Annotated in this window: 27 protein-coding genes; 11 read left to right on the top strand and 16 right to left on the bottom strand. The window is 67.2% G+C overall.

The features are described 5' to 3' along the window. Positions 1–103: 103 nt before the first annotated feature. Entirely contained in the window at positions 104–562 is a 459-nt protein-coding gene (locus tag ASG62_RS19215) for an NUDIX domain-containing protein (RefSeq protein WP_056697253.1), read from the bottom strand. 84 nt (positions 563–646) lie between these two features. On the opposite strand from ASG62_RS19215, the gene ASG62_RS19220 reads away from it, so the two are divergent. Then, complete coding sequence (locus ASG62_RS19220; protein WP_056697255.1) at positions 647–1,399, top strand: SOS response-associated peptidase; 753 nt, start codon at positions 647–649, stop codon at positions 1,397–1,399. Between the two features lie 193 nt (positions 1,400–1,592). Here the strand turns inward: ASG62_RS19220 and ASG62_RS19225 are convergent, their stop codons facing one another. Beyond that, positions 1,593–1,784, bottom strand: a complete 192-nt coding sequence (locus tag ASG62_RS19225) for a hypothetical protein (RefSeq protein ID WP_056697258.1) — start codon at positions 1,782–1,784, stop codon at positions 1,593–1,595. A 287-nt stretch (positions 1,785–2,071) separates the two neighbouring features. Between ASG62_RS19225 and cysS the strand changes: the two genes are divergently transcribed. From cysS to rarD, 9 genes are all read left to right on the top strand, one after another. Beyond that, the gene (gene cysS, locus ASG62_RS19230; RefSeq protein WP_056697259.1) at positions 2,072–3,676 is read left to right on the top strand and encodes a cysteine--tRNA ligase; all 1,605 of its coding nucleotides are present in this window, start codon (positions 2,072–2,074) and stop codon (positions 3,674–3,676) included. 57 nt (positions 3,677–3,733) lie between these two features. Next, positions 3,734–4,030 (top strand): type II toxin-antitoxin system Phd/YefM family antitoxin, encoded by a 297-nt coding sequence (locus ASG62_RS19235; RefSeq protein WP_056697261.1) that lies wholly within the window; start codon positions 3,734–3,736, stop codon positions 4,028–4,030. Then, positions 4,027–4,413 (top strand): type II toxin-antitoxin system VapC family toxin, encoded by a 387-nt coding sequence (locus tag ASG62_RS19240; RefSeq protein ID WP_056697263.1) that lies wholly within the window; start codon positions 4,027–4,029, stop codon positions 4,411–4,413. Before ASG62_RS19235 ends, ASG62_RS19240 begins: the two co-directional genes overlap by 4 nt. Positions 4,414–4,428: 15 nt before the next feature. Continuing rightward, entirely contained in the window at positions 4,429–5,400 is a 972-nt protein-coding gene (gene pip / locus ASG62_RS19245; RefSeq protein ID WP_056697265.1) for a prolyl aminopeptidase, read from the top strand. Positions 5,401–5,420: 20 nt separating this feature from the next. Further along, complete coding sequence (locus ASG62_RS19250; protein WP_056697267.1) at positions 5,421–5,918, top strand: GFA family protein; 498 nt, start codon at positions 5,421–5,423, stop codon at positions 5,916–5,918. After that, positions 5,915–6,868 (top strand): prolyl aminopeptidase, encoded by a 954-nt coding sequence (gene pip / locus ASG62_RS19255; protein ID WP_056697270.1) that lies wholly within the window; start codon positions 5,915–5,917, stop codon positions 6,866–6,868. Before ASG62_RS19250 ends, pip (ASG62_RS19255) begins: the two co-directional genes overlap by 4 nt. A 179-nt stretch (positions 6,869–7,047) precedes the next feature. Continuing rightward, complete coding sequence (locus ASG62_RS19260; protein WP_056697271.1) at positions 7,048–7,320, top strand: DUF433 domain-containing protein; 273 nt, start codon at positions 7,048–7,050, stop codon at positions 7,318–7,320. Between the two features lie 9 nt (positions 7,321–7,329). Then, on the top strand, positions 7,330–7,755 hold the full coding sequence (locus ASG62_RS19265) for a DUF5615 family PIN-like protein (RefSeq protein ID WP_056697272.1): 426 nt from the start codon (positions 7,330–7,332) through the stop codon (positions 7,753–7,755). 37 nt (positions 7,756–7,792) lie between these two features. Beyond that, a complete protein-coding gene (gene rarD, locus ASG62_RS19270) occupies positions 7,793–8,734 on the top strand; it encodes an EamA family transporter RarD (protein WP_056697274.1) in 942 nt (313 codons plus the stop codon). A 32-nt stretch (positions 8,735–8,766) separates the two neighbouring features. Here the strand turns inward: rarD and ASG62_RS19275 are convergent, their stop codons facing one another. The 14 genes from ASG62_RS19275 to ASG62_RS19340 form a co-directional block, all read right to left on the bottom strand. Then, positions 8,767–9,378, bottom strand: a complete 612-nt coding sequence (locus ASG62_RS19275; RefSeq protein WP_056697276.1) for a TIGR00730 family Rossman fold protein — start codon at positions 9,376–9,378, stop codon at positions 8,767–8,769. A 69-nt stretch (positions 9,379–9,447) separates the two neighbouring features. Beyond that, positions 9,448–10,194 carry an ABC transporter ATP-binding protein gene (locus ASG62_RS19280; protein WP_056697278.1) on the bottom strand — a complete coding sequence of 249 codons (747 nt, stop codon included), beginning with the start codon at positions 10,192–10,194 and terminating at the stop codon, positions 9,448–9,450. Next, positions 10,187–10,933 (bottom strand): ABC transporter permease, encoded by a 747-nt coding sequence (locus ASG62_RS19285; protein WP_056697281.1) that lies wholly within the window; start codon positions 10,931–10,933, stop codon positions 10,187–10,189. The genes ASG62_RS19280 and ASG62_RS19285 overlap by 8 nt, the downstream gene beginning before the upstream one ends. 34 nt (positions 10,934–10,967) lie before the next feature. Next, entirely contained in the window at positions 10,968–11,954 is a 987-nt protein-coding gene (locus tag ASG62_RS19290) for an ABC transporter substrate-binding protein (RefSeq protein WP_244487642.1), read from the bottom strand. Between the two features lie 116 nt (positions 11,955–12,070). Further along, the gene (glpK, locus tag ASG62_RS19295; protein WP_056697290.1) at positions 12,071–13,564 is read right to left on the bottom strand and encodes a glycerol kinase GlpK; all 1,494 of its coding nucleotides are present in this window, start codon (positions 13,562–13,564) and stop codon (positions 12,071–12,073) included. A gap of 113 nt (positions 13,565–13,677) precedes the next feature. Next, positions 13,678–15,420 carry an ABC transporter substrate-binding protein gene (locus tag ASG62_RS19300; RefSeq protein ID WP_056697296.1) on the bottom strand — a complete coding sequence of 581 codons (1,743 nt, stop codon included), beginning with the start codon at positions 15,418–15,420 and terminating at the stop codon, positions 13,678–13,680. A gap of 119 nt (positions 15,421–15,539) precedes the next feature. Further along, on the bottom strand, positions 15,540–15,824 hold the full coding sequence (locus ASG62_RS19305; protein ID WP_056697302.1) for a DUF2160 domain-containing protein: 285 nt from the start codon (positions 15,822–15,824) through the stop codon (positions 15,540–15,542). Between the two features lie 2 nt (positions 15,825–15,826). Then, on the bottom strand, positions 15,827–16,732 hold the full coding sequence (locus ASG62_RS19310; RefSeq protein WP_082537390.1) for a carbohydrate ABC transporter permease: 906 nt from the start codon (positions 16,730–16,732) through the stop codon (positions 15,827–15,829). After that, positions 16,729–17,616 carry a carbohydrate ABC transporter permease gene (locus tag ASG62_RS19315; RefSeq protein WP_056697304.1) on the bottom strand — a complete coding sequence of 296 codons (888 nt, stop codon included), beginning with the start codon at positions 17,614–17,616 and terminating at the stop codon, positions 16,729–16,731. The genes ASG62_RS19310 and ASG62_RS19315 overlap by 4 nt, the downstream gene beginning before the upstream one ends. Then, the gene (locus ASG62_RS19320) at positions 17,613–18,695 is read right to left on the bottom strand and encodes an ABC transporter ATP-binding protein (RefSeq protein ID WP_056697305.1); all 1,083 of its coding nucleotides are present in this window, start codon (positions 18,693–18,695) and stop codon (positions 17,613–17,615) included. Before ASG62_RS19320 ends, ASG62_RS19315 begins: the two co-directional genes overlap by 4 nt. Before the next feature lie 9 nt (positions 18,696–18,704). Beyond that, a complete protein-coding gene (locus ASG62_RS19325) occupies positions 18,705–19,787 on the bottom strand; it encodes an ABC transporter ATP-binding protein (protein ID WP_056697307.1) in 1,083 nt (360 codons plus the stop codon). Between the two features lie 66 nt (positions 19,788–19,853). Beyond that, the gene (glpD, locus tag ASG62_RS19330) at positions 19,854–21,365 is read right to left on the bottom strand and encodes a glycerol-3-phosphate dehydrogenase (RefSeq protein WP_056697308.1); all 1,512 of its coding nucleotides are present in this window, start codon (positions 21,363–21,365) and stop codon (positions 19,854–19,856) included. Positions 21,366–21,456: 91 nt separating this feature from the next. Further along, complete coding sequence (locus ASG62_RS19335; protein ID WP_056697309.1) at positions 21,457–22,221, bottom strand: DeoR/GlpR family DNA-binding transcription regulator; 765 nt, start codon at positions 22,219–22,221, stop codon at positions 21,457–21,459. Between the two features lie 130 nt (positions 22,222–22,351). Continuing rightward, positions 22,352–23,212 carry a D-amino-acid transaminase gene (locus ASG62_RS19340; RefSeq protein ID WP_056697310.1) on the bottom strand — a complete coding sequence of 287 codons (861 nt, stop codon included), beginning with the start codon at positions 23,210–23,212 and terminating at the stop codon, positions 22,352–22,354. Between the two features lie 211 nt (positions 23,213–23,423). On the opposite strand from ASG62_RS19340, the gene xylB reads away from it, so the two are divergent. Beyond that, a complete protein-coding gene (xylB, locus tag ASG62_RS19345; RefSeq protein WP_056697422.1) occupies positions 23,424–24,878 on the top strand; it encodes a xylulokinase in 1,455 nt (484 codons plus the stop codon). Positions 24,879–24,995: the final 117 nt, after the last annotated feature.

The raw sequence follows: 24,995 nt of genomic DNA on the forward strand, positions 1-24,995 counted from the left end.
CGATCTGCAGCCTCCTTAAGGCTTTTGCAAGGAATGCGAAAAAGGCCGTCGGAATTCATCCCGCACTGCGCCATTCGCGCCACATGAGAGACGAGCGAACGGCTCAGAGGCCCAGGAGATGCGAGCGGTGCGCCGAGGCGACGATCTCGACGAGGCCGCCGGTCAGAAGGCCTTCGCTCTCCATCGCGGCCAAGTGCGCGACCTCGTGGAAGACGGCGGCGCGCGCATCGTCTCCGGCTTCCGGCTCGATGCCGACGGGAAGCTCCTGCGCAGCGCGGTGAACCGCGATCACAGCGTGGATGCCGGCTTCCGCCTCGATCGCCTCGTGGATGCAGTAGAAGGCGTAACGCGGCAGCGCGATGCCGGTCTCTTCCTCGACCTCGCGGCGCACGGCGGCCTCCAGGCGCTCGCCGAAGCGCACGCGCCCGCCCGGAAGGCTCCACAAGCCCTGGAAGGGCGGGTTGGCGCGCTGGACGAGCAGCACCTTCCGCGCGCGAAAGATGCAGGCGGATACGCCGAGGACGGGCGGCTTGGTGTCGGCCAGAGGCGCAGCGCTGATCATGAAACGGCAGTTAAACGCCGGGGCGCGATCCGGCAAGAGCCTTGCGGCTTGACGGCGCGGGCGCCTTGAGGCTCAACCCCTTCCATGTGCGGACGTTTCACACTGACCGCGACACCTCGGGAGGTCGCCGAGTTCCTCGATCTCGACGAGCTCGACGGTTTTCCGCCGCGCTACAACATCGCGCCGACCCAGCCGATTCTCGTGGTGCTCGGCGGTCGCGACGCACGCCCGGAGGCGATGACCGAGGGGCGCGAGGGGCGGCTCGTGCGCTGGGGTTTCCTGCCCGGCTGGCTGAAGGATGCCAAGGGCTTTCCGCTGACCTTCAACGCACGATCCGAGACGGCGGCGGAAAAGCCGAGCTTTCGCGGCGCGATGCGCCATCGCCGGTGTCTCGTGCCGGCCAGCGGCTTCTACGAATGGCGGCGCGACGGCAAGGGCACGAAGGGCCAGCCCTATTTCATCCGCCCGAGATCGCGGGGGCCGATCGTCTTCGCCGGGATCGTGGAGACATGGCACGCGCCCGACGGATCGGAGATCGACACGGCTGCGATCCTCACGACCTCGGCCAATGCGACGCTGTCGCCGATCCACGAGCGGATGCCGGTCGTCATTCAGCCCGACGAGATCGCGCGATGGCTGAACTGCCGTGCCTTCGAGCCCCGGGAGGTCGCCGATCTCCTGATGCCGGCGGCCGACGACCTCTTCGAAGCGGTCGCTGTGTCGGATCGTGTGAACAAGGTGGCCCATGTCGGCCCCGATCTCCAGCAGCCCGTCGAGGGCGCGGATCGGGTGGCGGAGGCGAAGCCGGACGGGCCGGCGCAGGGCAGCCTCTTCTAGCGGGTGTTTGCAGACTGTGGTCGCCTCGGCTGAGAGCGTATGTCGCCGGGCTCGACGCCGGGCGCTGTCGTTCTGGGATCGGCGGCATGGCCGGCGTGCGATGAACGCCGGCGTCACCCTGGCGGGCGAGGCCCGTTTCCGATCGGACCGATGCCATCGGTCGGACCGATGTGATCAGTCGGACTGATGGCTATCAGTCGGAATAGCCGACGGCGCGCATCTGCTCGGAAGCCTGCTGCTGCATCTGCTGCTGTTTGTGCTTGCCGCGGAAGGCCTGGTTGGCCGCATTGATGGCGGCGATGCCGATCTCGCCATACTGGGCGAGGAGATTGACGTCCTGCTCGCGTTCGCTCTTCGAACGAAACTTCACTACGGTCTGGTTCATGTCACTTTCCAAGGGTTCGGCCGCTTCGGGCTCGTGCAGCCCCTAGAGCGGCTGCGATTGAGACAGTTTAGAGGCGAATGATAACCGAACCTTAAACACGAATTCTTACCGGACGACTTGAAGGCGTTAAGTGGCGACGCCGCAACAGGGATTCCCGTGGCCGAGCGGTTGGCGCGGGCGGCGCGCGCTTCGCGAGGTTGCCCATCCCGGCGGGAGTCTCTATCGCGGCTGCGGGCGGAGCCTTATCGACGGCGCCGCCCGCATGAAACCAGAGCCGGGAACGGGCGATGAGCGACGATGGCGTCCGGGGCTTGCGCCTCACCAATACGATGACCCGCACGAAGGAAACGCTGCGGCCGATCGACTGGCGGCCGGAGAGCGGCGTGCCGGAGGCCGAGCGGCAGGTGCGCCTCTATGTCTGCGGTCCGACGGTCTACGACTTCGCCCATATCGGCAATGCGCGTCCGGTCATCGTCTTCGACGTGCTCTTCCGGCTGCTCCGTCATCTCTACGGGGCGGACCACGTCACCTATGCGCGCAACATCACGGATGTCGACGACAAGATCAACGCGCGGGCGGCCCGCGACTTTCCGGACTTGCCGCTGAACGAGGCGATCCGCCGCGTCACGGAGGGGACGGCCGCGCAGTTCCATCGCGACGTCTCGGCGCTCGGCGCCCTGCCGCCGAGCTTCGAGCCGCGCGCCACCGATTTCGTTGCGCCGCGCGGCGACGGCAAGCCGGACATGATCTCGATGATCGAACGGCTGATCGCCCGCGGCCATGCCTATGTCGCGGCGGGGGAGGTGCTCTTCGACGTCACGTCCATGGCTGATTACGGCCGTCTTTCGAACCGCCGGCTGGACGAGCAGCAGGCCGGCGCCCGCATCGCGGTGGACGCGCACAAGCGCAATCCCGGCGACTTCGTGCTCTGGAAGCTCTCCGATGCGGAGGAGCCCGGCTGGGACAGCCCCTGGGGCCGCGGCCGGCCGGGCTGGCATATCGAATGCTCCGTGATGAGCGAGGCCTATCTCGGCGAGACCTTCGACATCCACGGCGGCGGCCTCGACCTGATTTTCCCTCACCACGAGAACGAGATCGCCCAGTCCCGCTGCGCCCACGGCACCGAGACGATGGCCGAGATCTGGATGCACAACGGCTTCCTCCAGGTCGAGGGGAAGAAGATGTCGAAGTCGGACGGCAACTTCGTCACGATCGACGAATTGTTGAGCACGACCAAGTTCGGCGGCCGTCCATGGCCGGGCGAGGTTCTGCGCCTCGCCATGCTGATGACCCACTATCGCGAGCCGATCGACTTCTCGGTCCGGCGGCTGGAGGAGGCGGCTGCGAAATCGGCGGCATGGGCGGCTTTGGTCGGCGATCTGGCTCTGCACAGTTTCGAACTCGTTCCGAGTTCCGAGATCGTTGCAGCCCTCAGCGACGATCTCGACTTCGCTTCGGTCATGTTCGAGTTGAACAAGCTCGAAGGCGAGATCCGCTCCGGTCACAAGCCGGCCGAGACGCTGGCCGCGAACCTTTACTTTCTCGGAATCGGGCCATGGCAGAGCGTCATCGCATCTGAGGTCAGTCCAACGTCTCACGAGATCGACGGGGAAGCGGCTCGCATGGCCGAGGTCGAAGGCGGATCGGACGGAGTTCCTTATGTTCCCGTTTCGAAGCCGACGCTCAAGGAACTGGCAGCGGCGAAGCTGTTGGGCCTCGATACGACCGCGATCCGCGAAACGGTGATGGCTCGCAAGAACCTCATGGCCGCGAAAAACTTCGCCGAGGCCGACCGCCTTCGCGACGAACTCTTGGCGCAGGGCATCCAGCTCAAGGACGGCAAGGACCCGGCCACCGGCGAGCGCGTCACGACCTGGGAGATCAAGCGCTAAGCTTGCGAGTAGCGTCCCCCTCGACTAAGTTGGGTGAACTAAGTCGAGGGGTGCCCCATGCGCACGGTGAACATGCACGAGGCGAAGACGCATCTGTCGCGTCTCGTCGAAGAGGCGGCGGGCGGCGAGGCTTTTGTGATCGCCAAGGCCGGCAAGCCGATGGTGAAGGTCGTGCCGCTGGAGCCCGAGGTGCCCAGGAAGCAGCAGCGCCTCGGATTCATGAAGGGCCAGTTCAAGGTTCCCGCCGATTTTGACACCATGTATGCCGACGAGATTTGCCGGATGTTCGAAGGCGAGGACACCAACGAGACCCCCGCCGACGACGCTTCAAATGCAGGCGACCGCCAAAGGTGAGGTTCCTTGTCGATACGCATCTTCTGATATGGGCCGCCGAGCGAGCTGAACTGCTATCGCCGCGCGCGCAGGCCGCGATGGAGGACGAGGCGAATGAACTCGTCTTCAGCGTCGTCAGCCTCTGGGAGTTCGTCGTCAAGAAGGGTACGGGTCGTTCCGGCTTTCGAGGCGAGGCGAGCGATCTGAGGCGGGGCCTTCTGGAGAACGGCTATGCCGAACTGACCGTGTCGGCCGCGCATGTGCTTGCGGTCGGCACTCTGCCCTTCGTGCACTACGATCCGTTCGATCGGCTTCTCATCGCCCAAGCCCGCGTCGAGGGTCTGACCTTCCTCACCGCCGACGCCGCCGTCGCGCGGTATCCCGGCGCGATCCTGCGCGTCTGACCCGTTCGGAACTTCATGGTCGAGCCGCCGAAACCCTATCCGCCGATCGAACCCTACAAGATGGACCGCCTCGACGTCGGCGACGGCCACACGCTCTATTACGAGCTGTGCGGCAATCCCGAGGGGCGTCCGGTCGTGTTCCTGCATGGCGGGCCGGGCAGCGGCTTCGGCTCGCATCACCGTCGGCTGTTCGACCCCAAGCGCTATCACATCCTGCTCTTCGACCAGCGCGGCGCGGGCCGCTCCATGCCGCAGGGCGAGCTGGAAGCGAACACGACCTGGCATCTCGTGGCCGATCTCGAACGCCTGCGCCTGATGATGGGCGTGGAACGCTGGATGCTCTTCGGCGGCTCATGGGGCGCGACGCTGGCGCTCGCCTATGCCGAGACGCATCCCGAGCGCGTGACGGCCATGGTGCTGCGCGGCGTCTTTTCCGGCCGGCGCTCGGAACTCGACTGGTTCTTCCGCGACGGCGCCAACCGGCTCTTTCCCGAACTTTGGGAGGCGTTTCTGGGTCCCCTCGACGCGGCCGAGCGCCACGAGCCCCTGCAGGCCTATCGCCTCCGGCTGACGAGCCCGGACGCGCAGGTGCGCTCGGAGGCGGCGGGCGCCTGGGCGGCCTGGGAGGGCGGCACGGTCATGCTGCGCCGGGATGCGGGGATCGGGCCCGCCGCGCCGCCGCGCAAGCCGGCCCCGGCCGGCGAATCCACCATCGCCTTCGCGCGGATCGAGAACCATTACTTCATCCACGACCTCTGGCTGGAGGAGGGCCAGCTCCTGCGCGATGCCGGACGCCTGGCCGGAATTCCCGGCGTGATCGTGCAGGGACGTTACGACGTGGTGACGCCGGCGGCCACCGGCTACGCGCTGCACAAGGCCTGGCCGGGCTCCGAGCACCGGATGGTGGAGGGCGCGGGCCACGCCTTTTCCGAGCCGGGCATCCTCGCCGAACTCCTGGCCGCGACCGGGCGTTTCGCCGACGAGTGAACCAGGGAAGGATCGATCCGATGTCGCTCGACAACAGGCCGCTCTACACGGGCGGGTGCCAGTGCGGCGCCGTGCGCTTCCGCATCGAGGGCGCGCTCGGGCGTGCCTCCATCTGCCACTGCCGAATGTGCCAGAAGGCGTTCGGCGCCTTTTACGCGCCGCTCGTGGGCGTCGAGGCCGAACGGCTGGCCTGGACGCGAGGGAGCCTCTCGCATTTCCGCTCGTCCGATGCCGTCAGCCGCGGCTTCTGCTCGGCCTGCGGCACGCCGCTGACCTATGAGGCGCCCGACGGTCTCTCGCTGGCGATCGGTGCCTTCGACGATCCCTCCGCCATCGCGCCGGTCATTCAATTCGGCACGGAAGCCCGCATCGGCTATGTCGATCGCCTGCACGAGCTACCCGCGCGGGACACGATGGAGGGCGAGGACGGCGAGGACGCACCGGCCTTTCTCGCAAGCTTCGTCTCCTACCAGCATCCCGACCACGACACCGATCTCGATTGGAAGCCCAAGCCATGAGCCGCACGCCCGCCCTCTATCCCGAGATCGAACCCTATGCGTCCGGCCATCTCGATGTCGGCGACGGGCACAGCGTCTATTGGGAGCGCGTCGGCACGCCCGGCGCCAAGCCGGCGGTCTTCCTGCATGGCGGGCCGGGCTCGTACGCCACGGCGACGCATCGGCGCCTCTTCGATCCCGCCCGCTACGACGTTCTGCTCTTCCACCAGCGCGGCTGCGGGCTTTCGACGCCGCATGCCGAGCTGGAGGCCAACACGACCTGGCATCTCGTCGCCGATATCGAACGGCTGCGGGAGATGGCGGGGGTCGAAAGCTGGCTCGTCTTCGGCGGCTCCTGGGGCTCGACGCTAGCGCTGGCCTATGCGCAGACCCATCCCGAGCGCGTCTCGGCGCTGATTCTGCGCGGGATCTACACGCTGACCCGGGCCGAGCTGGAATGGTACTATCAGTGGGGCGTCTCGCAGATGTTCCCGGACAAGTGGGAGCGCTTCCTCGCCCCGATCCCGGAGGCCGAGCGGGGCGATCTCATGGCGGCCTACCGCAAGCGGCTGGTCGGCGACGACCCGGTGGCGCAGATCGAGGCGGCCAAGGCCTGGAGCCTCTGGGAGGGCGAGACGATCACGCTCCTGCCGGACCCCGAAAGCAGCGCCAAACACGACGAGGACCGGTTCGCGCTGGCCTTCGCGCGGATCGAGAACCACTATTTCGTCCATGCCGGATGGCTGGAAGAGGGCCAGCTCCTGCGGAACGCCCACCGCATCGCCGATATTCCGGGCGTGATCATCCACGGTCGTTACGACATGCCCTGTCCCGCCCGCTACGCCTGGGCGCTGCACAAGGCCTGGCCGAAGGCCGAGTTCCATCTCGTCGAGGGCGCCGGCCACGCCTTCTCCGATCCCGGCATCTTGGAACGGCTGATCGCGGCGACCGACGCCTTCGCCGGCCGCTGACCTGGGGCAAAGGATCGGCCGATCCAAGCCGAAACGTCACGGCGGCAATTGCTGCACGTTCGACCGGCATCGCCCGGATCGGGCCCCGTCCTCGGGGCCGGAGCGTGCTCGTACCGAGGACGTCCGCGTGCTACATTTTCGTTCGGTCGGCGCATCGTTCCGGCCTTCGGAAGGAACGAATGATGGTCACTCTTGCCAGAAAGCCGAAGGTTGCCTCTCGGATCGTCCGCGACTCCTCCGTCATGAGCGGCTCTCCGGTCGTCAAAGGAACCCGCGTTCCTGCGATGACGATCGTCGCCTATCTGAGAGCGGGACGTTCCGACGAGGAAATCTTCGAGGACTATCCCACCTTGCCTGTCGACGGGATCAAAGCCGTTCGCGAATGGGCCGAACTCGAACTGGGCGAGAGCTTGGTGGAGACGAGGGAACCGTCCCGAAGGGTCGCGGGCTGACCGCTTCGGATGGACCGGTTCTTCATCGACGAATGTTTGAGCGCCCAGCTTGTTGCGGTCGCGAAGGCCCGAGGTCTCGATGCGGACTTCGGACCGCATATCGGGAAGGCTGGCTGGCAGGACTGGAACCTGACGCGCTTCGCGCTCGAGAACGACTACATCTTCGTGACCAACAACCGGAGGGATTTTCTCAAGGAATATGCCGCTCAGGAGCTTCATAACGGTCTGATCGTCATCGTCCCCAATGTCGAGCGCGACGACCAGAAGCGCCTGTTCGGAGTGGTCTTGGACCATCTCGCCGATATGTACGAGCTGCCTGTCAACAAGCTCATCGAAGTGTTGGAGGATGGCAGCATCCATCAGCGGGATTGGTTCGACGGCGACGTCGATCCGGGTCATATCGACGAGCCGGACTGGAGCTCTCCGATCCGCTGATTCCGGCGCTTCTCGGTCTCTGTAACTTTGGTGACAATTGCTCTCTCAGCGTGAACGATCGCCGGCCTCGCGGGGTCTTGGATATGCGCTCGGTGCCTATCTCATATGGGGCCTCGTCATTCCGCTCTACATGAAGCAGCTCTCGCATGTCCCGGCGCTGGAGCTCGTGTCGCATCGCATCGTGTGGGCTTTGCCGTTCACGGTTCTGATCGTCTGGTGGCGAGGGCTTTTCGGTGCGGTTGCGCAAGTGTTCCGCACGCCGAAGCATCTCGCGATCCTCGTGCTGACGGCGGCGATCATCTCGGTGAACTTCGGCGTCTTCACCTATGCGATCATCGAAGGGCACGCGATTGACGCGGCGCTCGGCTACTACATCAACCCGCTGGTCAACGTGTGCTTCGGCGCGATCTTTCTTTCGGAAAGGCCGACGCGGACGCAAAGTCTCGCCATCGCGCTTGCCTGCATCGCCGTCGTCATTCTCACGGTTCAGGCGGGTGGGCTGCCCTGGATCGCGCTCGTCCTGGCGATCACGTTCGGGCTCTACGGGCTTTTGCGCAAGGTCGTGCCGGTCGGGTCGATCGAGGGGTTCTTCGTCGAGCTCCTGGTCCTCATCGGACCGGCCGTCGTCTTCCTGCTGGTGCTGGCCGGCCGGCAGCCCAGCCACTTCACGGCGGACACGTCGACGGCCATCCTGTTGATCGTTTACGGCCCGCTCGTCGCGATCCCGATGATCCTCTTCACGGCGGGAGCCAAGCTCCTCGACTATTCCACGATCGGCATCCTGCAATACGTCTCGCCGACCATGCTGTTTCTGACCGCGGTCTTCGTCTTCGGCGAGCCGTTCTCCAACTGGCAGCTCATTGCCTTCGCGCTGATCTGGAGCGCGGTCGCGATCTATGTCGGCTCGCTTCTCTTCGAAAGGCGGGCACGCCTGCGCGCCGAGCGCTGCCGCCTGGAGGCGGAGCCGCCGGTCGCCTGACGACCGGGCGGAGCCTACCTCGGCAGGGCCGGTCAGAGCTTGTCGATCACCGCGAGATCACCGGTCTCCAGACCGGACGTGCCGGCCGCGGCGGCGTTCAGCCCGGGCACGATGTCCTCCGCGCGGTCGATGACGAGCGGGCGGACCTGATGGCCGGTGTGGATGTAGCCTTCCGCCCGCATATGATCGAGCAGGGCCGAGAGCGGGTCCCAGAAGCCGCCGACATTGGCGATGACCACGGGCTTGCGGTGCCGGCCGAGCTGGCCCCAGGTCATGATCTCGATCAGCTCCTCCAGCGTGCCGATGCCGCCGGGCAGGGCGACGAAGGCATCGGAGCGCTCGAACATGATGTGCTTGCGCTGGTGCATGTCGTCGGTGATCACGAGTTCGTCCAGCCGCTTCAGCTCGGACTCCGTCGCCTCCATGTCGATCAGGAACCGCGGGATCACGCCCGTCACCTGCCCGCCTGCGCGGATCACGGCATCGGAGACGGCACCCATGATGCCCTTCGTGCCGCCGCCGTAGACGAGGCGGATGCCGGATGCTCCAAGAGCGGTCCCGAGGGTTTCGGCGGCCGCGAGATGGGATGCGTCGCGGCCCGAGGAGGAGCCGCAATAGACGCAGACGGATCGAATCATGTTCATGCGACCAAGGTCGGATGCCGCGCTGCGAAGGTCAAGCCGCCGAGGGCGGAAAGGGGCTCGCGCGGTCGCTCAGAGAACGCCGGGATAGGTCTCGTCGAGCCTTGCCAACGTCGCCTCGCGCCAGGCCCGGTCCCGCTCGGTCCGCGGCGTCGAGATGTCCTCGATGCCGCGCACGCGGGCAGGGCGGGGGGATAGGAAAACGATCCGGTCCGACAGTTCCACGGCCTCGCGCAGGTTGTGCGTGACCATCAGCGCCGTCGTCGGCCGGGCCGACCAGACCTCGATCAGGAGGGCGCGAAGTCGGGTCGCCGTCTCCTCGTCCAGCGAGACGAAAGGCTCGTCGAGAAGGAGCAGCGCGGGCTCCAGGGCGAAGGCTCTGGCCAGTGCGGCGCGGCGGGCAAGGCCGAGCGACAGCTCGCCGGGAAAGCGACGCTCCATGCCGGCGAGCCCCAGCGTTTCGAAGAGCGGCGCCAGATCGCGGGTTCGCATGGCCTTAGGCAATGCGAGGCGGACATTGGTCTCCACGTCGCGCCAGGGGAGAAGGCGCGGCTCCTGGAAGACGGCGGCGATGCGCCCATCATCCGTCGGCCGAGCGATCGTGCCGCGAAACTCGGCGTCGAGGCCGAGGATGAGCCGCAGCGTCGTCGTCTTGCCGCAGCCGGACGGGCCGATCAGCGTGGTGAAGGCGCCGGCTCGCGCCTCGAAGGCGAGGCCCCGGATCGTCTCGACGCTTACGCCATCGGCCGAGAGAAAGGTCTTCTCCTCGATCGCCACGCGCAGTCCGCCGCCGGCCTCGATATCCTTGCGGTCAGGCATGACGGCCCCGCCAGCGGGTGGCGCGCGCTTCCAGCGGCTGGAGGACCAGAAGTTCGATGGCGAGCATGACGGCGACGAAGGCGAGCGTATAGGCGAGGATCGCGGCGACGTCGGCCAGCGAGAAGTAGAGATTGATCTGGAAGCCGACGCCGTTGGAGCGGCCGAGCAGTTCGACGACGAGGGCGATCTTCCAGATCAGCGAGAGGCCCGAGCGGGAGGCCGCCGCCGCATAGGGTTGGAGCTGCGGTAGGACGAGATGGCGCAGGCGATCGAGAAAGCCGAAGCGATAGACTTTCGCCATTTCCGCGAGCGGCCGGTCGAGCGCCCGCGCGCCTTCGCGAAACGTCACCACGACGTTCGGAATCTTGTTCACCGCGATCGCGCCGATCGCGGCCGTCTCGTTCAGCCCGATCCAGAGATAGGCGAGGACAATCACGACGAGGGCCGGGATGTTCAGAAACAGCACGAGCCAGGGATCGAAGAAGCGGTCGGCACCCCGGTTCATGCCGAGCGCGATGCCGATCGCCGAGCCGAGCGCCATCGCGACGACGAAGGCGCCGGCGACGCGCATCAGCGTCATGGCGAGATGATAGGGCAACTCGCCCGTCCGCGTGTCGGCCCAGCCGGCGGCCAGCACCGCCGAGGGCGTCGGGACCAGCCGCGACTGCGCCAGATGGGCCGCGACAGACCAGACGAGAAGAAGCACGATGAGGGATGCGAGCGCGACGAGCGCCGGCATCGCCTGAGCTCGCGCTGCGGCGGCTGCGCCGGAGTTAGGAGGCATTCTTCAAGCCGGCCCAGTAGGTTCCAGGGTCCAGCACTTCGCCGCGCCCGACCAGCTTCTCGCTGCCGATCGCGCGGAGCGTCCGGTAGAGCCGCTCGGCGTCCTTCTCCTCCTCGGCCACCGGCCGGGCAGGAATGCCGCGCCGGTAGCGATCGCGCAGGGTGCGGAGCGTCGCCTCGTCCTCCGCTCTGACCAGCGGGGCGAGGGCGGTCCATTCGGCATCGGAAGTTGCCAGCAGCGCCTTGGTCTCGCGCGAGGCCGCGAGGAACCCCTCGACGGCGGCGGGATGAGCCTTGGCAAAACCCTCGGGGAAGACATAGCCGATCGCCGCGACGGGGCCGCTCGCACCTGCCGCGCCTGCGGCTTCCTCTCCCGAGACGAGTTCGCGGAAGCCGGCGGCTTCGAGGCGCGCGGCGTAGTTCCAGAAGATGAGGACGGCGTCGAGTTCGCCCTGTCTCGCCTTCTCGGCCAGGAGCGGCGGCGCGGCATAGGCGATGTCGGCCTCTTCCGCGAGGTCGATCTTGCCTTCGCGCCGGGCGAGCGCCTGGATGAGGAGCCAGTTCTTGTCGAGCGGACCGCCGGCGACGCCGAGGCGCTTGTCCTTCAGATCGCTCAGCGCGCGGATCGGGCTGTCCTTCGGCACCATGATCGAGCCGACCGAGGTCGAATAGGGGGCGAAGACGTACGGCACGCCCTCGGCGCGCATGCGCGAGACCCAGAGCCAGTCGGAGACGATCATGTCGACCGCGCCGCCCTGGAGCGCGACGGCCGTCGCGTCCTCGCCGGCATAGGGCTGCACCTCGACGGAGATTCCGTGCTTGGCGTCGAGCCCGTTGCGCTTCATCGCATCGAGCTCCCAGTTCACCGTGCCGAACTTGAGGACGCCGACGCGGACGGTTTCCTGCGCAAGGGCCCCCTGAGCACCGGCGAGCGTCAGCGCGACGGCCAGCGCCGCCGTTTTCCAACCGAAACCCATGGCGTTCCTCCCGATCATGCTGCTTCGGCGCCCAGGCGCGACGATAGCATGGCGCAGGCCGGCGTCACGAGGCGGAAGCGCTTCTTCGGTCCCCGAGGTTTCGTGCGGGGAAGCGTTCAGGCGGGCTTCGACAGCGTCCGGCGCACGGCGTCCTGCCAGCCGGTGAGCTTGGTGCCGCGCGTCACGGCGTCCATTTTCGGCTCGAACCGCTGTTCGAGCTGCCAGCGGGCGGAGAAGCCGGCGCGGTCGGGCCAGACGCCGGCCTTGTAGCCGGCCAGCCAGGCCGCGCCGAGCGCGGTCGTCTCCAGGACGACGGGCCGGTCCACGGGGGCGGCGAGGATGTCGGCGAGGCGCTGCATGGTCCAGTCGGAGGCGACCATGCCGCCATCGACGCGCAGGACCGTCCTGCCGCTCGCCGCGCCGTCGCGGCGCATGGCGTCGAGAAGGTCGGCGGTCTGGAAGCAGACCGCCTCGAGCGCGGCGCGGGCGACCTCGTTCGGGCCGGTGTTGCGGGTGAGGCCATAGATCGCGCCGCGCGCCTCGGCGTCCCACCAGGGTGCGCCGAGGCCGGTGAAGGCGGGCACGAGATAGACGTGCTCGGCGTCGCTGGCGGAGGCCGCCATCGGGCCCGTGGCATCGGCACGCTCGACGATCTTCAGCCCGTCGCGAAGCCATTGCACGGCGGCGCCCGCGATGAAGATCGAGCCCTCCAGCGCGTAGGTCGTGACGCCGTCCAGCCGGTAGGCGACGGTCGAGAGAAGGCGGTTGCGCGAGACGACCTTTTCGGAGCCCGTGTTGAGAACGGCGAAGCAGCCGGTGCCGTAGGTCGCCTTCATCATGCCGGGCTCGAAACAGGCCTGGCCGACGGTCGCGGCATGCTGGTCGCCGGCCATGCCGAGGATCGGGATCGCGGTGCCGAGGAGAGCGGGATCGGTCTCGCCGAAGCGCGCCGCGCAGTCCATGACCTCCGGCAGGAGCGAGGCGGGAATGTCGAGAAGCCGGAGAAGCTCGTCGTCCCAGCGGTTCTCGACGATGTCGAAGAGCATGGTGCGGCTGGCATTGGTCGCGTCGGTCGCGTGGACCTTGCCGCCCGTGAGGCGCCAGAGGAGGAAGCTGTCGATCGTGCCGAAGGCGAGCTTCCCGGCTTCGGCAGCGCTCCGAGCGCCTTCCACGTTGTCGAGGAGCCAGCGCAGCTTGGTGCCGGAAAAATAGGGATCGATGATAAGGCCGGTCTTCGCCGTCACCATCGCTTCCGCGCCGTCCTCCACGAGCTTGCGGCAGAAGGGAGCGGTTCGGCGGTCCTGCCAGACGATGGCGTTGTGGACCGGCTTGCCCGTGCCGCGATCCCAGAGAACCGTCGTCTCGCGCTGGTTGGTGATGCCGATCGCGGCGATGTCGGCGGCCGAAAGGGAGGCGTCGGCGAGCGCGGTGCGGATCGTCGCCAGGACCGTCTTCCAGATTTCCTCGGCGTCGTGCTCCACCCAGCCCGATTGCGGGAAGTGCTGCTCGAACTCCTGCTGCCCGACGCCGACGATGCGGAAGGCGTCGTCGAAGACGATGGAGCGCGTCGAGGTGGTGCCCTGGTCGATCGCGAGGACGTAGCCGGACATGAAGCTTTGCCTTCCAGAAAAGGGGGGCGAGATCGGTGGAGCGGATATGGGAAAGGCCGGGAGGGCCCGGCCTTTCCGTCGTCGTCGTTAGAGCCGCGTTGCGCGGGCCGCGCTTACTTCGCGGCGGCGTTGGCGTCCGCCCAGCTCTTCACCAGCTCGTCGTAATTGACGGTGACCGGCTTTTCCTTCTCGTTCTCGATCTTGGGCTGCGGGGCGAGCGTGCCGTTCGCCTTGGCCTGCTCGACCCAGTAGGCCATGTCCTTCTCTTCGTTGAGCTTGGGGCCCTTGTCGCCCTGGATGCCGGCGCGCTCCAGGCGCTGCATCACCTTTTCCTGCTCGGCGCAGAGGCTGTCCATGGCTTCCTGCGGCGTCTTGTTGCCGGCGGCCGCATCGCCGACAGCCTGCCACCAGAGCTGAGCCAGCTTCGGGTAGTCGGGAACGTTCGTGCCGGTCGGCGACCACTGCTTGCGGGCCGGCGAGCGGTAGAACTCGACAAGGCCGCCGAGATTCTTCGCGCGCTCGGTGAAGCTCTTGTCGCGGATCGTGGATTCGCGCGTGAAGGTCAGGCCGACATGGCTCTTCTTCACGTCGACGGTCTTGGAGCCGACGAACTGGGCGTAGAGCCAGGCGGCCTGGGCGCGGTCGACCGGGGTCGACTGCATCAGGGTCCAGGAACCGACGTCCTGGTAGCCGAGCTTCATGCCGTCCTTCCAGTAGACGCCGTGCGGCGAGGGGGCCATGCGCCACTTCGGCGTTCCGTCCTCGTTGACGACGGGCAGGCCCTTCTTCACGGCATCGGCGGTGAAGGCCGTGTACCAGAAGATCTGCTGGGCGACCTCGCCCTGCGCCGGGACCGGGCCGCTTTCGGAGAAGTTCATGCCCTGCGCGGTCGGCGGAGCGTAGGCCTTCATCCAGTCGAGATACTTCTGGATGGAGTAGACGGCCGCGGGGCCGTTCGTGTCGCCGCCGCGCGCGACGCAGGAGCCGACCGGCTGGGACTGCTCGTTGACGCGGATGCCCCATTCGTCGACCGGCAGGCCGTTCGGAATGCCCTTGTCGCCGTTGCCGGCCATCGAGAGCCAGGCATCGGTGAAGCGCCAGCCGAGCGAGGGGTCCTTCTTGCCGTAGTCCATGTGGCCATAGACCTTCTTCCCGTCGATCTCGCGACCGGTGAAGAACTCGGCGATGTCCTCGTAGGCGGACCAGTTCACGGGAACGCCGAGGTCGTAGCCGTACTTCGCCTTGAAGTCGGCCTTGTTCTTCTCGTCGTTGAACCAGTCGTAGCGGAACCAGTAGAGGTTCGCGAACTGCTGGTCGGGCAGCTGGTAGAGCTTCTTGTCCGGCGCCGTGGTGAAGGACGTGCCGATATAGTCGGGAAGATCGAGCGTCGGGCTGGTGACGGTCTTGCCGTCGCCTTCCATCCAGTCGGTCAGGTTGCGGACCTGATTGTAGCGCCAGTGCGTGCCGATTAGATCGCTGTCGTTGACATAGGCGTCGTAGATGTTCTCGCCCGACTGCATCTGGGTCTGGAGCTTCTCGACGACGTCGCCCTCGCCGATCAGATCGTGCGTCACCTTGATGCCGGTGATGGCGGTGAAGGCGGGCGCCAGGACCTTAGACTCGTATTCATGCGTCGTCAGCGTCTCGGAGACGACCTTGATCTCCATGCCGGCGAAGGGCTTGGCGGCATCGATGTACCACTGCATCTCCTTTTCCTGGTCCGCGCGGGGAAGGGTGGAGAGATCCTTCACCTCGGCGTCGAGGAAGGCCTTCGCCTCGTCCATGCCCGCGAAGGCCGGGTTCGCACCGAGCGTCAGCGCGAGCGCCGCGCAGGATAGCAACCAGTTGCGTTTCATCGGGGTTCTCCTCCCAGAGTGTTCAGGGCCGGTCGCCGTTTCCGGACGCTGTCCGCGTCGACCGGCCGAGGTCGCGCGCGCCGTATACCGCTCCGGCCATCCGGAGCGAAGGGTTTGCCTCAGACGAGGCGGAAGACGAGGACCGCATAGGCCGCGCAGACGAAGAGCGCATACCAGAGCGGCAGTTCGGTCGAGCCGAGCCAGCCGAGGCAGATGAAGGCCGAGCCGAGAAGTGTGAGGAAGAGCCGGTCGCCGCGAGTCGTCTCGAAGCGCAGGATACCGTAGCGCGGATTGCCGCCGGGCGAGACGTATTCCCACACGCCCATCAGCGCGATCAGCCCGAAGATGCACAGGAAGAAGATCGCGGTCGGCCAGGTCCAGGCCATCCAGGACAGGTCAGGCATGGTCAAACCCTCCCCAGGGCGAAGCCCTTGGCGATGTAGTTGCGCACGAACCAGATGACGATCGCGCCGGGAATGATGGTGAGGACGCCGGCGGCGGCCAGCACGCCCCAGTCCATGCCGGAGGCCGAGACGGTGCGGGTCATGATGGCGGAGATCGGCTTGGCGTCGGTCACGGTCAGCGTGCGGGCGATGAGAAGCTCGACCCAGGAGAACATGAAGCAGAAGAAGGCCGCGACGCCGATGCCGCTCGCGATGAGAGGCGTGAAGATCTTGAAGAAGAAGCGCGGGAAGGAATAGCCGTCGATATAGGCGGTTTCGTCGATCTCCTTCGGCACGCCCGACATGAAGCCTTCGAGAATCCAGACCGCGAGCGGCACGTTGAACAGGCAGTGCGCCAGCGCCACCGCGATATGCGTGTCGATCAGGCCGAAGGCCGAATAGAGCTGGAAGAAGGGCAGGGCGAAGACCGCCGGCGGCGCCATGCGGTTCGTCAGGAGCCAGAAGAACAGGTGCTTGTCGCCGAGGAAGCGGTAGCGCGAGAAGGCATAGGCGGCCGGCAGCGCGACGGAGACCGAGATCACCATGTTCATCACGACGTAGATGATCGAGTTGATGTAGCCGTCGTACCAGGACGGGTCCGTGAAGATCACCGTGTAGTTGCGCAAGGTCGGCTCGACCGGCCAGAGCGTGAAGGCGTTGGTGATCTCCGTGTTCGTCTTGAAGCTCATGTTGACGAGCCAGTAGATCGGCAACAGGAGGAAGAAGATATAGACGATCGGGATCAGGGCCTTGGGCTTGAACGAGCCGGAACGGCGGCGCGAGCGGGCCTTCAGGGCGACTTCCGAATGGGCGCTCGCGGGGATGCCGCCGGCTTCCGCGGTGGACGTGACCATGGTCTGTGCGCTCATTCCACCGGCTCCTTCACGGCGCGGTCCCGGCCGGCATTCTCCATGATCGTGTAGAAGATCCACGAGAGGAGAAGGATGATCAGGAAGTAGATCAGGCTCATCGCGGCGGCCGGACCGATGTCGAACTGTCCGACGGCCGTCTTCACGAGATCGATCGAGAGGAAGGTCGTGGAATTGCCGGGTCCGCCGCCCGTGACGACGAAGGGCTCAGTGTAGATCATGAAACTGTCCATGAAGCGCAGGAGCACGGCAATCAGGAGCACGCGGCCCATCTTGGGCAGCTGGATGTAGCGGAACACGGCCCAGCGCGAGGCGCCGTCGATCTTGGCGGCCTGATAGTAGGCGTCCGGGATCGAGACGAGGCCGGCATAGCAGAGGAGCACGACGAGGCTCGTCCAGTGCCAGACGTCCATGACGATCAGCGTCGCCCAGGCATCGAACGTGTTCTGCACGTAGTTGTACTCGATGCCGAGACCGGTCAGCGTGTGTCCGAGAAGACCGATATCGGTGCGCCCGAAGACCTGCCAGATCGTGCCGACGACGTTCCACGGGATCAGCAGCGGCAGAGCCATCAGGACGAGGCAGACCGGAACCCAGATGCCCTTCTTCGGCATGGCCAGCGCGACGAGAATGCCGAGCGGCACTTCCAGCGCGAGGATGATGGCGGAGAAGAGGAGGTTGCGCAGGAGCGCCTGATGGAAGCGCTCGGAGGTCAGCGTCTCCACGAACCATTCGGTGCCGGCCCAGAAGAACTGGTTGTTGCCGAAGCTGTCCTGCACCGAATAGTTCACGACCGTCATCAGCGGGATGACCGCCGAGAAGGCGACCAGCAGCAGGACCGGCAGGACGAAGAACCATGCCTTGTTATCGAATGTCTTGTTCATGACGGCCTCCGCTCGACCAGCCAGGAGTCGGCATAGAGATTGAGAGCGGCCGGATCGAAGACGGCGTCGGCCTCGGCGGGAAGGCTCGTGCCTTCGCTGAGAACCGAAACCAGCTTCTGTCCGAAGAGCGAGGCGCGCACGATGCGCTCGGAGCCGACATCCTCGACGCGGTCGATCGTGACGGGCAGGCCCTGGCCGCGCGGAACGAGGCGCACGAATTCCGGGCGGATGCCGAGTTCGGTCTTGGCACCGGCGGCCGCCGCGCGCGCGCCGCCGGGCATGGAGATGCGCGCGCTTCCGACCACCGCGTCCGTGCCGTCCAGCTGGCACTGCAGCACGTTCATGCCGGGCGAGCCGATGAAATAGCCGACGAAGGTGTGGCGCGGGCGCTCGAACAGCTCCTCGGGCGTGCCGATCTGCACGACCTCGCCGTCATACATGACGACGACCTTATCCGCGAAGGTCAGTGCCTCCGTCTGGTCGTGCGTGACGTAGACCATCGTCATCTTGAACTGGCGGTGCAGCTCCTTCAGCTGCGAGCGGAGCTGCCACTTCATGTGCGGGTCGATGACGGTCAGCGGCTCGTCGAAGAGGATGGCGTTCACGTCCGACCGCACGAGGCCACGGCCGAGCGAGATCTTCTGCTTCTCGTCGGCCGTCAGTCCCTGGGCCTTCCGGTCGGCCTTGGTCTCCAGGCCGATGCGGCGGAGCATGTCGGTGACGCGCGTTTCGATCTCGGCCTTCGGCACCTTCCGGTTCTTCAGGGGGAAGGCGAGGTTCTCGCGCACCGTCATCGTGTCGTAGATGACGGGAAACTGGAAGACCTGCGCGATGTTGCGCAGCTCGGGCGACAGGTCCGTGACGTCGCGCTCGTCGAAGCGAACGTGGCCTTCGGAGGGCGTCAGCAGGCCGGAGATGATGTTCAGAAGCGTCGTCTTTCCGCAGCCGGACGGGCCGAGCAGCGCATAGGCGCCGCCGTCCTCGAAGGCGTGGTCGATCTCGCGGAGCGCGTAATTGCCGGCACGCGCGAGTTCGGGCGTGTAGGCGTGGCGGATGTGGTCGAGGCGGATGCGGGCCATGGTCGTTCCTCAAGCCGCCAACGGAAGGGCCGATGCGACCGCCCGGCCGCTCGGCTCGAACAGGAGCATATCGGCGGGATCGAAGCCGAGTTCGACCGCATCGCCCGGCGAAACGCGGTGGATGCCGCGCACCAGCGCGACGATCCGCGTCTCGTCCCAATCGGCATGGACGAAGCTTTCCGAGCCCGTGACCTCCGAGATCACCACGCGGCCCTTCAGGCGCACGTTCTCGCCGCGGGCGCTGCCGAGGAAGAGGTGGTGCGGGCGAAGGCCGACCTTGTAGGGCCCGTCCGCCAGCGCGTGGAAGCGCTCGGGAACGGGCACGTCGAGGCCGGAGGCGGAGGAGAGGCGCGTGCCGGATTTGATGAGCTCGAGCACGTTCAGCGGAGGATCGGAGAAGGTGCGCGCCGTCACGAGATCGGCCGGGCGGCGGTAGATGTCGGGCGTGCGGCCGAACTGGGTGATGCGGCCTTGGCTCAGCGTCGCCGTGTTGCCGCCAAGCAGCAGCGCCTCGGTCGGCTCGGTCGTGGCATAGACGAAGACCGCGCCCGTTTCGGCGAAGAGGCGCGGCAGTTCCTCGCGCAACTCTTCCCGCAGCTTGTAGTCGAGATTGGCGAGCGGCTCGTCGAGCAGCACGACCTCGGCATTCTTCACGAGGGCGCGGGCGAGCGCGGTGCGCTGCTGCTGGCCGCCGGACAGGTTCAGCGGGGTGCGCTGCAGATAGGGCGTCAGCTTCATCAGCCCGGCCGCCTTCTGAACCGCCGTGTCGATCTCGGCCGCGGACTTGCCCTGGATGCGGAGGGGGGAGGCGATGTTCTCGTAGACGGTCATCGCGGGGTAGTTGATGAACTGCTGGTAGACCATCGCGATGTTGCGCTTGGCGACGGGAACGCCGGTCACGTCGCGGCCGTCCATGACGATACGGCCGCTGGTCGGCCGGTCGAGGCCGGCCATGAGGCGCATCAGGCTCGTCTTGCCCGACAGGGTCGGTCCGAGCAGCACGTTCAGCGAACCGCGCTCGAGCGTCAGCGACACATTCGCGATGTGCGTTTCAGCTCCGACGGTCCTGCCGACGTCGATCAGTTCCAGCACCGCACCCTCCCGAGGTCGTCTGATGTCAAGGTCGCGACCGGCGCCATCGAGGCCGGCCGGATGGTCTCATTCCGCTGCGAGCCGCCCCAGCCGCGAATGTTCGCGCATGTAGCCGTCGAGCCGCTCGATCTCGGTCTTGGAGAACCGAAGGCCGAGCTTGGACCGCCGCCAGAGGACGTCGTCCGCCGTCACGGCCCATTCCTGTGCGATCAGCCAGTCGACCTCGGCTGCGAAGAGGCCGTGGCCGAAGTCCTCGCCGAGATCGGCGCCGGCAAGAAAACTCGGCGCGTCGAGCCCGTAGGACCGCACGAGCCGCCGCACGGTGCGCTGGTCGAGACGCGGCGCGGCGGTCGCCACGCGCGCCTCCAGCGCGCCCACGCCGTCGAGCGGAAAGGCGCCGCCGGGCAGAGCCTGCCCGCCCGTCCAGGGGGACCCGCGCTCGCCGATGCGCTCGCCGATGCGCTCCAGAACCTCTTCGGCCAGCTTGCGATAGGTCGTGATCTTGCCGCCGAAGGCGTTCAGCACGGCGGCCTCGCCGGCCGCCTTGTCGCCCTCGACCTTCAGCACGTAGTCGCGGGTCGCCTCCTGCGCCTTCGAGGCGCCGTCGTCGTAGAGCGGGCGAACGCCGGAGAAGGTCCAGACGATGTCGGAGCGCGAGAGCGGCTTCTCGAAATACTCGCCGGCGGCCGAGAGGAGATAGTCGATCTCGCCTTCGGTGATCTTCGCCGCGCCCGGTTCGCCGTCGAAATCCTGGTCGGTCGTGCCGACGAGGGTGAAGTCGTCCTCGTAGGGGATCGCGAAGATGATGCGGTTGTCGGCGTTCTGGAAGATGTAGGCGCGGTCGTGGTCGAAGAGCTTGGTCGTCACGATGTGCGAGCCCTGCACGAGGCGAATGTGATGGGCCTCGTTGCGCCCCATGGCCGCCTGGATCACGCGGTCGACCCAGGGGCCGGCCACGTTGACGAGAAAGTCCGCCGTGACGACGCGCTTGGCGCCGCCGTCCCGCTCGCGAAGGGTGATGCGCCAGCGCTTGCCCTCGCGGCGCGCCTCCGTCACCTCGGTGCGCACGCGGATGTCGGCGCCGCGGGCGGCGGCGTCGCGGGCATTGAGGACGACGAGCCGGGCATCGTCCACCCGCGCGTCCGAATATTCGAAGCCGCGGGCGAAGATCTTCTTCAGCGGCGCGCCGAGCGGACCCTTCGTCAGATCGACCGTGCGCGTGGCCGCCAGCGCCTTCCGGCCGCCGAGATGGTCGTACATGAAGAGGCCGAGGCGGAGCATCCAGGCGGGGCGAAGGCCCTTGGCATGGGGCAGCACGAAGCGCAGCGGGCGGATGATGTGCGGCGCGATGCGCCAGAGCACCTCGCGCTCCATCAGCGATTCGCGCACCAGCCGGAACTCGTAGTGCTCGAGATAGCGCAGGCCGCCATGGATCAGCTTGGTCGACCAGGACGAGGTGCCGGACGCCAGATCGTTCATCTCGGCAAGGCCCACGCGATAGCCGCGGCCGGCCGCGTCCCGCGCGATGCCGCAGCCGTTGATGCCACCGCCGATGATGAAGACGTCGAAATGCGTCATGGTCCGCCCTTTTCGCATTGCAGCAAATCGGTTGCGCTTGCGAAACTGAATGGAGGATTGGCGAAAACAAACCGAAAGTCAAGCGAGCGCTTCAGCTGCGCTCCGTTTCGATCAGGCGGACGCTCTGCTCGGCGCAGACGGCGCGGATGGACTCGAGCGGGCAGTGGTCGGTGACGAAGGTGTCGATCTGGCTGAGATGGCCGATTCGCACCGGGGCGCTGCGCTCGAACTTCGTCGCGTCGGAGGCCAGGATGACGTGCCGGGCGTTGGAGATGATCGCCTGCGCGACGCGGACCTCGCGGTAGTCGTAGTCGAGAAGCGAGCCGTCGGCATCGATGGCGGAGGCGCCGATCACGGCGAAGTCGACCCGGAACTGGCGGATGAAATCCACCGCCGCCTCGCCGACGATGCCGCCGTCGGAGCGCCGCACGACGCCGCCGGCGATGACGACCTCGATCTCGGGATAGGGCCGCATGGCGGTCGCGACGTTGATATTGTTGGTGATTACCATGAGCCCGGCATGGCGCAGAAGCGCCTGCGCGACGGCCTCCGTCGTCGTGCCGATGTTGACGAAGAGCGAGGCGCGGTCCGGGATGAGGTCGGCGACGGCGCGCCCGATCGCGGCTTTTTCCGAGGCTGCGATCGCGCGACGCGCATCGTAGCCGACATTCTCGACGCCGGAGGAGAGAATGGCGCCGCCGTGGACCCGGGACAGGAGGCGCTGGTCGCAGAGCTCGTTCAGATCCTTCCGGATGGTCTGAACGCTGACCTCGTAGCGCTGGGCGAGGTCCTCGACCTGCACGCGGCCGGCCCGCTTGGCCATTTCCAGGATCTGCTGCTGGCGTTCCGAAAGCATGGGTTTCCCGCATCCGAGATCCAAGGGTTCGATCTTCTCTAAAGCGAAACCTCGATCTTGAAAAGCGAAACCCGCCGGCGCGCCCGACCTTTGCCAAGCGAAACCGACGGTCGCGGGGAGGGCCGATTCGTTAGATCGCCCGTGCGAGGCTCTCCTCGATGTAGATGGCGCGGAGCCGCTTCGTCGTCTCTCCGGGCAGGCCGTCGCCGATGGCCGTGCCGTCGATCTCGACGACGGGCGTGACGAAGGCGGAGGCCGAGGTGATGAAGGCTTCCCGGGCCGCCTTCGCCTCGTGAAGCGCGAAAGGCCGCTCCTCGACGCCGAGGCCGGTCTCGGCCGCAAGGCGCAGGACGGCGGATCGCGTGATGCCGTGGAGAATCGAATGGCCGAGCGGGCGCGTGACGATCGTGCCGGCGCCGGTGACGATATAGGCGTTGTTCGAGGAGCCCTCCGTCACCTCGCCGTTCTCCTCGACCATCCAGGCATCGTCGGCGCCCTTGGCCTTGGCCGCCATCTTGGCCATGGACGGGTAGAGAAGCTGCACCGTCTTGATGTCGCGGCGCGCCCAGCGAAGGTCCGGCACGGAGGCGACCTTGATCCCGCGCTTCACGCTCTCGCGCTCCAGGACGGCGAGGCGCTGGGTGAAGAGGACGAGCGTCGGGGCCGTATCCTTGGCGGGATAGGCGAAGTCGCGGTCGGCGACGCCGCGCGTCACTTGGAGATAGATGAGGCCCTCGTCGAGCCCGTTGCGGGTCACGAGCTGGCGGTGGACCTCCAGCAGAGCCTCGGTGCCAAGCGGTCGCGCCATCTCCAGCTCGCCGAGCGAGCGCTCCAGCCGCGCGGCGTGGCCGGCGAAATCGATCAGCTTGCCGCCGACGACCGTCGTCACCTCGTAGACCCCGTCGGCCATCAGGAAGCCGCGATCGAAGACGGAGACTTTCGCCTCCGCCTCGGGCAGGTAGTCGCCGTTGACATAGACGATGCGGCTCATGGGACCTCTCCGGGGACGGTGTATCGGGGGAGCGCTAGCCGATTGCGGCGCGGGCTTCCAGTCGCGGCGGGGCAGGACCGTCCTGGAACTTGCGCGTCTTGCTCCGGCTTCGCGCTTTGCGCTACGTACCTCAAACGATCGGAGCCGCTTGCGGCGGAGGAGCGGGCGGGGCAGCGAGAGGGCGGCCTCGACCGTCAGGGAGAGAATGATCATGACGAACACGCTCGGTCTCGACCTTGGAACCTCGTCGCTGAAAGTGCTGCTCGTCGGAGCCGACCAAGCGCCGATCGCGACCGTCAGCGTTCCGCTCTCGGTCGAGCGTCCGCATTTCGGCTGGTCCGAGCAGGACCCCGACAGCTGGATCGCCGCCTGCCGGTCCGCCCTGGCGCAGCTCAAGGCGAGCCACGGCGCCGAAATGGCTGCCGTCGTCGGCATCGGCCTGTCCGGGCACATGCATGGGGCGACGATCCTCGGTGCCGACGAGACGCCGCTGCGCCCCTGCATTCTCTGGAACGACACGCGCAGCCACGCGGAAGCCGCCGAACTCGACGACGAAGCGGCGCGCGCGATCACCGGAAATATCGTCTTTCCCGGCTTCACCGCGCCGAAGCTTCTCTGGGTCGCGCGCAACGAGCCTGCGATCTTCGAGAAGGTCCGCCGCGTCCTCCTTCCCAAGGACTATCTCCGCCTCTGGCTGACGGGCGAGGCGGTGTCCGAAATGTCCGATTCGGCGGGTACGTCCTGGCTGGATACCGGCGCGCGCGACTGGTCCGACGCCATGCTCGCGCGCACCAAGCTCGACCGCTCGCACATGCCCCGTCTCGTCGAGGGCACCGAGGCCGGTGGCGCGCTGCGGCCCGAGCTTGCCGCCGAGTTCGGCATTCCGGCGGGAACGGTCGTCGCGGGCGGCGGCGGCGACAATGCGGCTTCGGCTTGCGGCGTCGGCGTGGTGCGCCCGGGTTCGGGCTTCCTCTCGCTCGGCACGTCCGGCGTGCTCTTCACGGCCGCCGAATCCTATGCGCCCCGCCCGGAAACGGCGCTGCACACCTTCTGCCACGCGCTGCCCGCCACCTGGCACCAGATGGGCGTGACCCTCTCGGCGGCCGGCTCGCTCGAATGGCTGTCCTCCGTTCTCGGCGAGACGCCCGCCGCGCTGGCCGGCGCCGTCGGCGATACGGCCGAGGGCCCGGGGCGGCTTCTCTTCCTGCCCTACCTGTCGGGCGAGCGCACGCCGCACAACGATGCCGGCGTGCGCGGCGCCTTCGTCGGCCTCGAGGCCGGCACCGATCGTGCCGCGATGACGCGCTCCGTCATGGAAGGCGTCGCCTTCTCCATGCGCGACTGCCTGGAGGCCGGCGTCGGGCGGGGCGGCATCGAGCGCCTGATCGCGGTCGGGGCGGGCTCGCGCTCGCCGGCTTGGCTGCAGACCATGGCGACCGTGCTCGGGGCGGAGATCGTGCTGCCGGCGGCCGGCGACTTCGGCGCCGCGCTGGGTGCCGCGCGTCTCGGCTTCTGCGCGGCGACGGGCGCCGATCCGCTGGAGGTCATGTCGGAGCCGCCGGCCGCCCGTGCCTTCCAGCCGAGCCGCGAGCACGAGGGCGCCTTCGAGGAGGCCTACGGCCGTTACCGCGCGCTCTATCCGGCGATCCGCTCCGCTCTTCTCTGAGCGGCGGCGGACGGCGTCGAACCGAAAGCGCGCCCGTCATTCCCGTCGAGGCGCAACGAAGGGGCTGGACTCTCGCTCGCTCCGGGGCACTTCTGCGAGCGTCGAACGGCGGGCGCA

This window comes from Aureimonas sp. Leaf427, assembly GCF_001425485.1.
Taxonomy (GTDB): Bacteria; Pseudomonadota; Alphaproteobacteria; order Rhizobiales; family Rhizobiaceae; genus Plantimonas.

Excerpts from the sequence above, each read along its gene's own strand:
- ASG62_RS19280 (WP_056697278.1), bottom strand. The coding sequence starts at position 10,194 with ATGCCTGACCGCAAGGATATCGAGGCCGGCGGCGGACTGCGCGTGGCG.
- ASG62_RS19275 (WP_056697276.1), bottom strand. The coding sequence starts at position 9,378 with ATGAACATGATTCGATCCGTCTGCGTCTATTGCGGCTCCTCCTCGGGC.
- ASG62_RS19310 (WP_082537390.1), bottom strand. The coding sequence starts at position 16,732 with ATGAGCGCACAGACCATGGTCACGTCCACCGCGGAAGCCGGCGGCATC.
- ASG62_RS19340 (WP_056697310.1), bottom strand. The coding sequence starts at position 23,212 with ATGAGCCGCATCGTCTATGTCAACGGCGACTACCTGCCCGAGGCGGAG.
- ASG62_RS19315 (WP_056697304.1), bottom strand. The coding sequence starts at position 17,616 with ATGAACAAGACATTCGATAACAAGGCATGGTTCTTCGTCCTGCCGGTC.
- ASG62_RS19215 (WP_056697253.1), bottom strand. The coding sequence starts at position 562 with ATGATCAGCGCTGCGCCTCTGGCCGACACCAAGCCGCCCGTCCTCGGC.
- ASG62_RS19225 (WP_056697258.1), bottom strand. The coding sequence starts at position 1,784 with ATGAACCAGACCGTAGTGAAGTTTCGTTCGAAGAGCGAACGCGAGCAG.
- pip (WP_056697270.1), top strand. The coding sequence starts at position 5,915 with ATGAGCCGCACGCCCGCCCTCTATCCCGAGATCGAACCCTATGCGTCC.
- ASG62_RS19300 (WP_056697296.1), bottom strand. The coding sequence starts at position 15,420 with ATGAAACGCAACTGGTTGCTATCCTGCGCGGCGCTCGCGCTGACGCTC.
- pip (WP_056697265.1), top strand. The coding sequence starts at position 4,429 with ATGGTCGAGCCGCCGAAACCCTATCCGCCGATCGAACCCTACAAGATG.
- ASG62_RS19335 (WP_056697309.1), bottom strand. The coding sequence starts at position 22,221 with ATGCTTTCGGAACGCCAGCAGCAGATCCTGGAAATGGCCAAGCGGGCC.
- ASG62_RS19265 (WP_056697272.1), top strand. The coding sequence starts at position 7,330 with ATGGACCGGTTCTTCATCGACGAATGTTTGAGCGCCCAGCTTGTTGCG.
- ASG62_RS19320 (WP_056697305.1), bottom strand. The coding sequence starts at position 18,695 with ATGGCCCGCATCCGCCTCGACCACATCCGCCACGCCTACACGCCCGAA.
- ASG62_RS19220 (WP_056697255.1), top strand. The coding sequence starts at position 647 with ATGTGCGGACGTTTCACACTGACCGCGACACCTCGGGAGGTCGCCGAG.
- ASG62_RS19290 (WP_244487642.1), bottom strand. The coding sequence starts at position 11,954 with ATGGGTTTCGGTTGGAAAACGGCGGCGCTGGCCGTCGCGCTGACGCTC.
- xylB (WP_056697422.1), top strand. The coding sequence starts at position 23,424 with ATGACGAACACGCTCGGTCTCGACCTTGGAACCTCGTCGCTGAAAGTG.
- glpK (WP_056697290.1), bottom strand. The coding sequence starts at position 13,564 with ATGTCCGGCTACGTCCTCGCGATCGACCAGGGCACCACCTCGACGCGC.
- ASG62_RS19260 (WP_056697271.1), top strand. The coding sequence starts at position 7,048 with ATGATGGTCACTCTTGCCAGAAAGCCGAAGGTTGCCTCTCGGATCGTC.
- cysS (WP_056697259.1), top strand. The coding sequence starts at position 2,072 with ATGAGCGACGATGGCGTCCGGGGCTTGCGCCTCACCAATACGATGACC.
- ASG62_RS19235 (WP_056697261.1), top strand. The coding sequence starts at position 3,734 with ATGCGCACGGTGAACATGCACGAGGCGAAGACGCATCTGTCGCGTCTC.
- ASG62_RS19250 (WP_056697267.1), top strand. The coding sequence starts at position 5,421 with ATGTCGCTCGACAACAGGCCGCTCTACACGGGCGGGTGCCAGTGCGGC.
- glpD (WP_056697308.1), bottom strand. The coding sequence starts at position 21,365 with ATGACGCATTTCGACGTCTTCATCATCGGCGGTGGCATCAACGGCTGC.
- ASG62_RS19305 (WP_056697302.1), bottom strand. The coding sequence starts at position 15,824 with ATGCCTGACCTGTCCTGGATGGCCTGGACCTGGCCGACCGCGATCTTC.
- ASG62_RS19285 (WP_056697281.1), bottom strand. The coding sequence starts at position 10,933 with ATGCCGGCGCTCGTCGCGCTCGCATCCCTCATCGTGCTTCTTCTCGTC.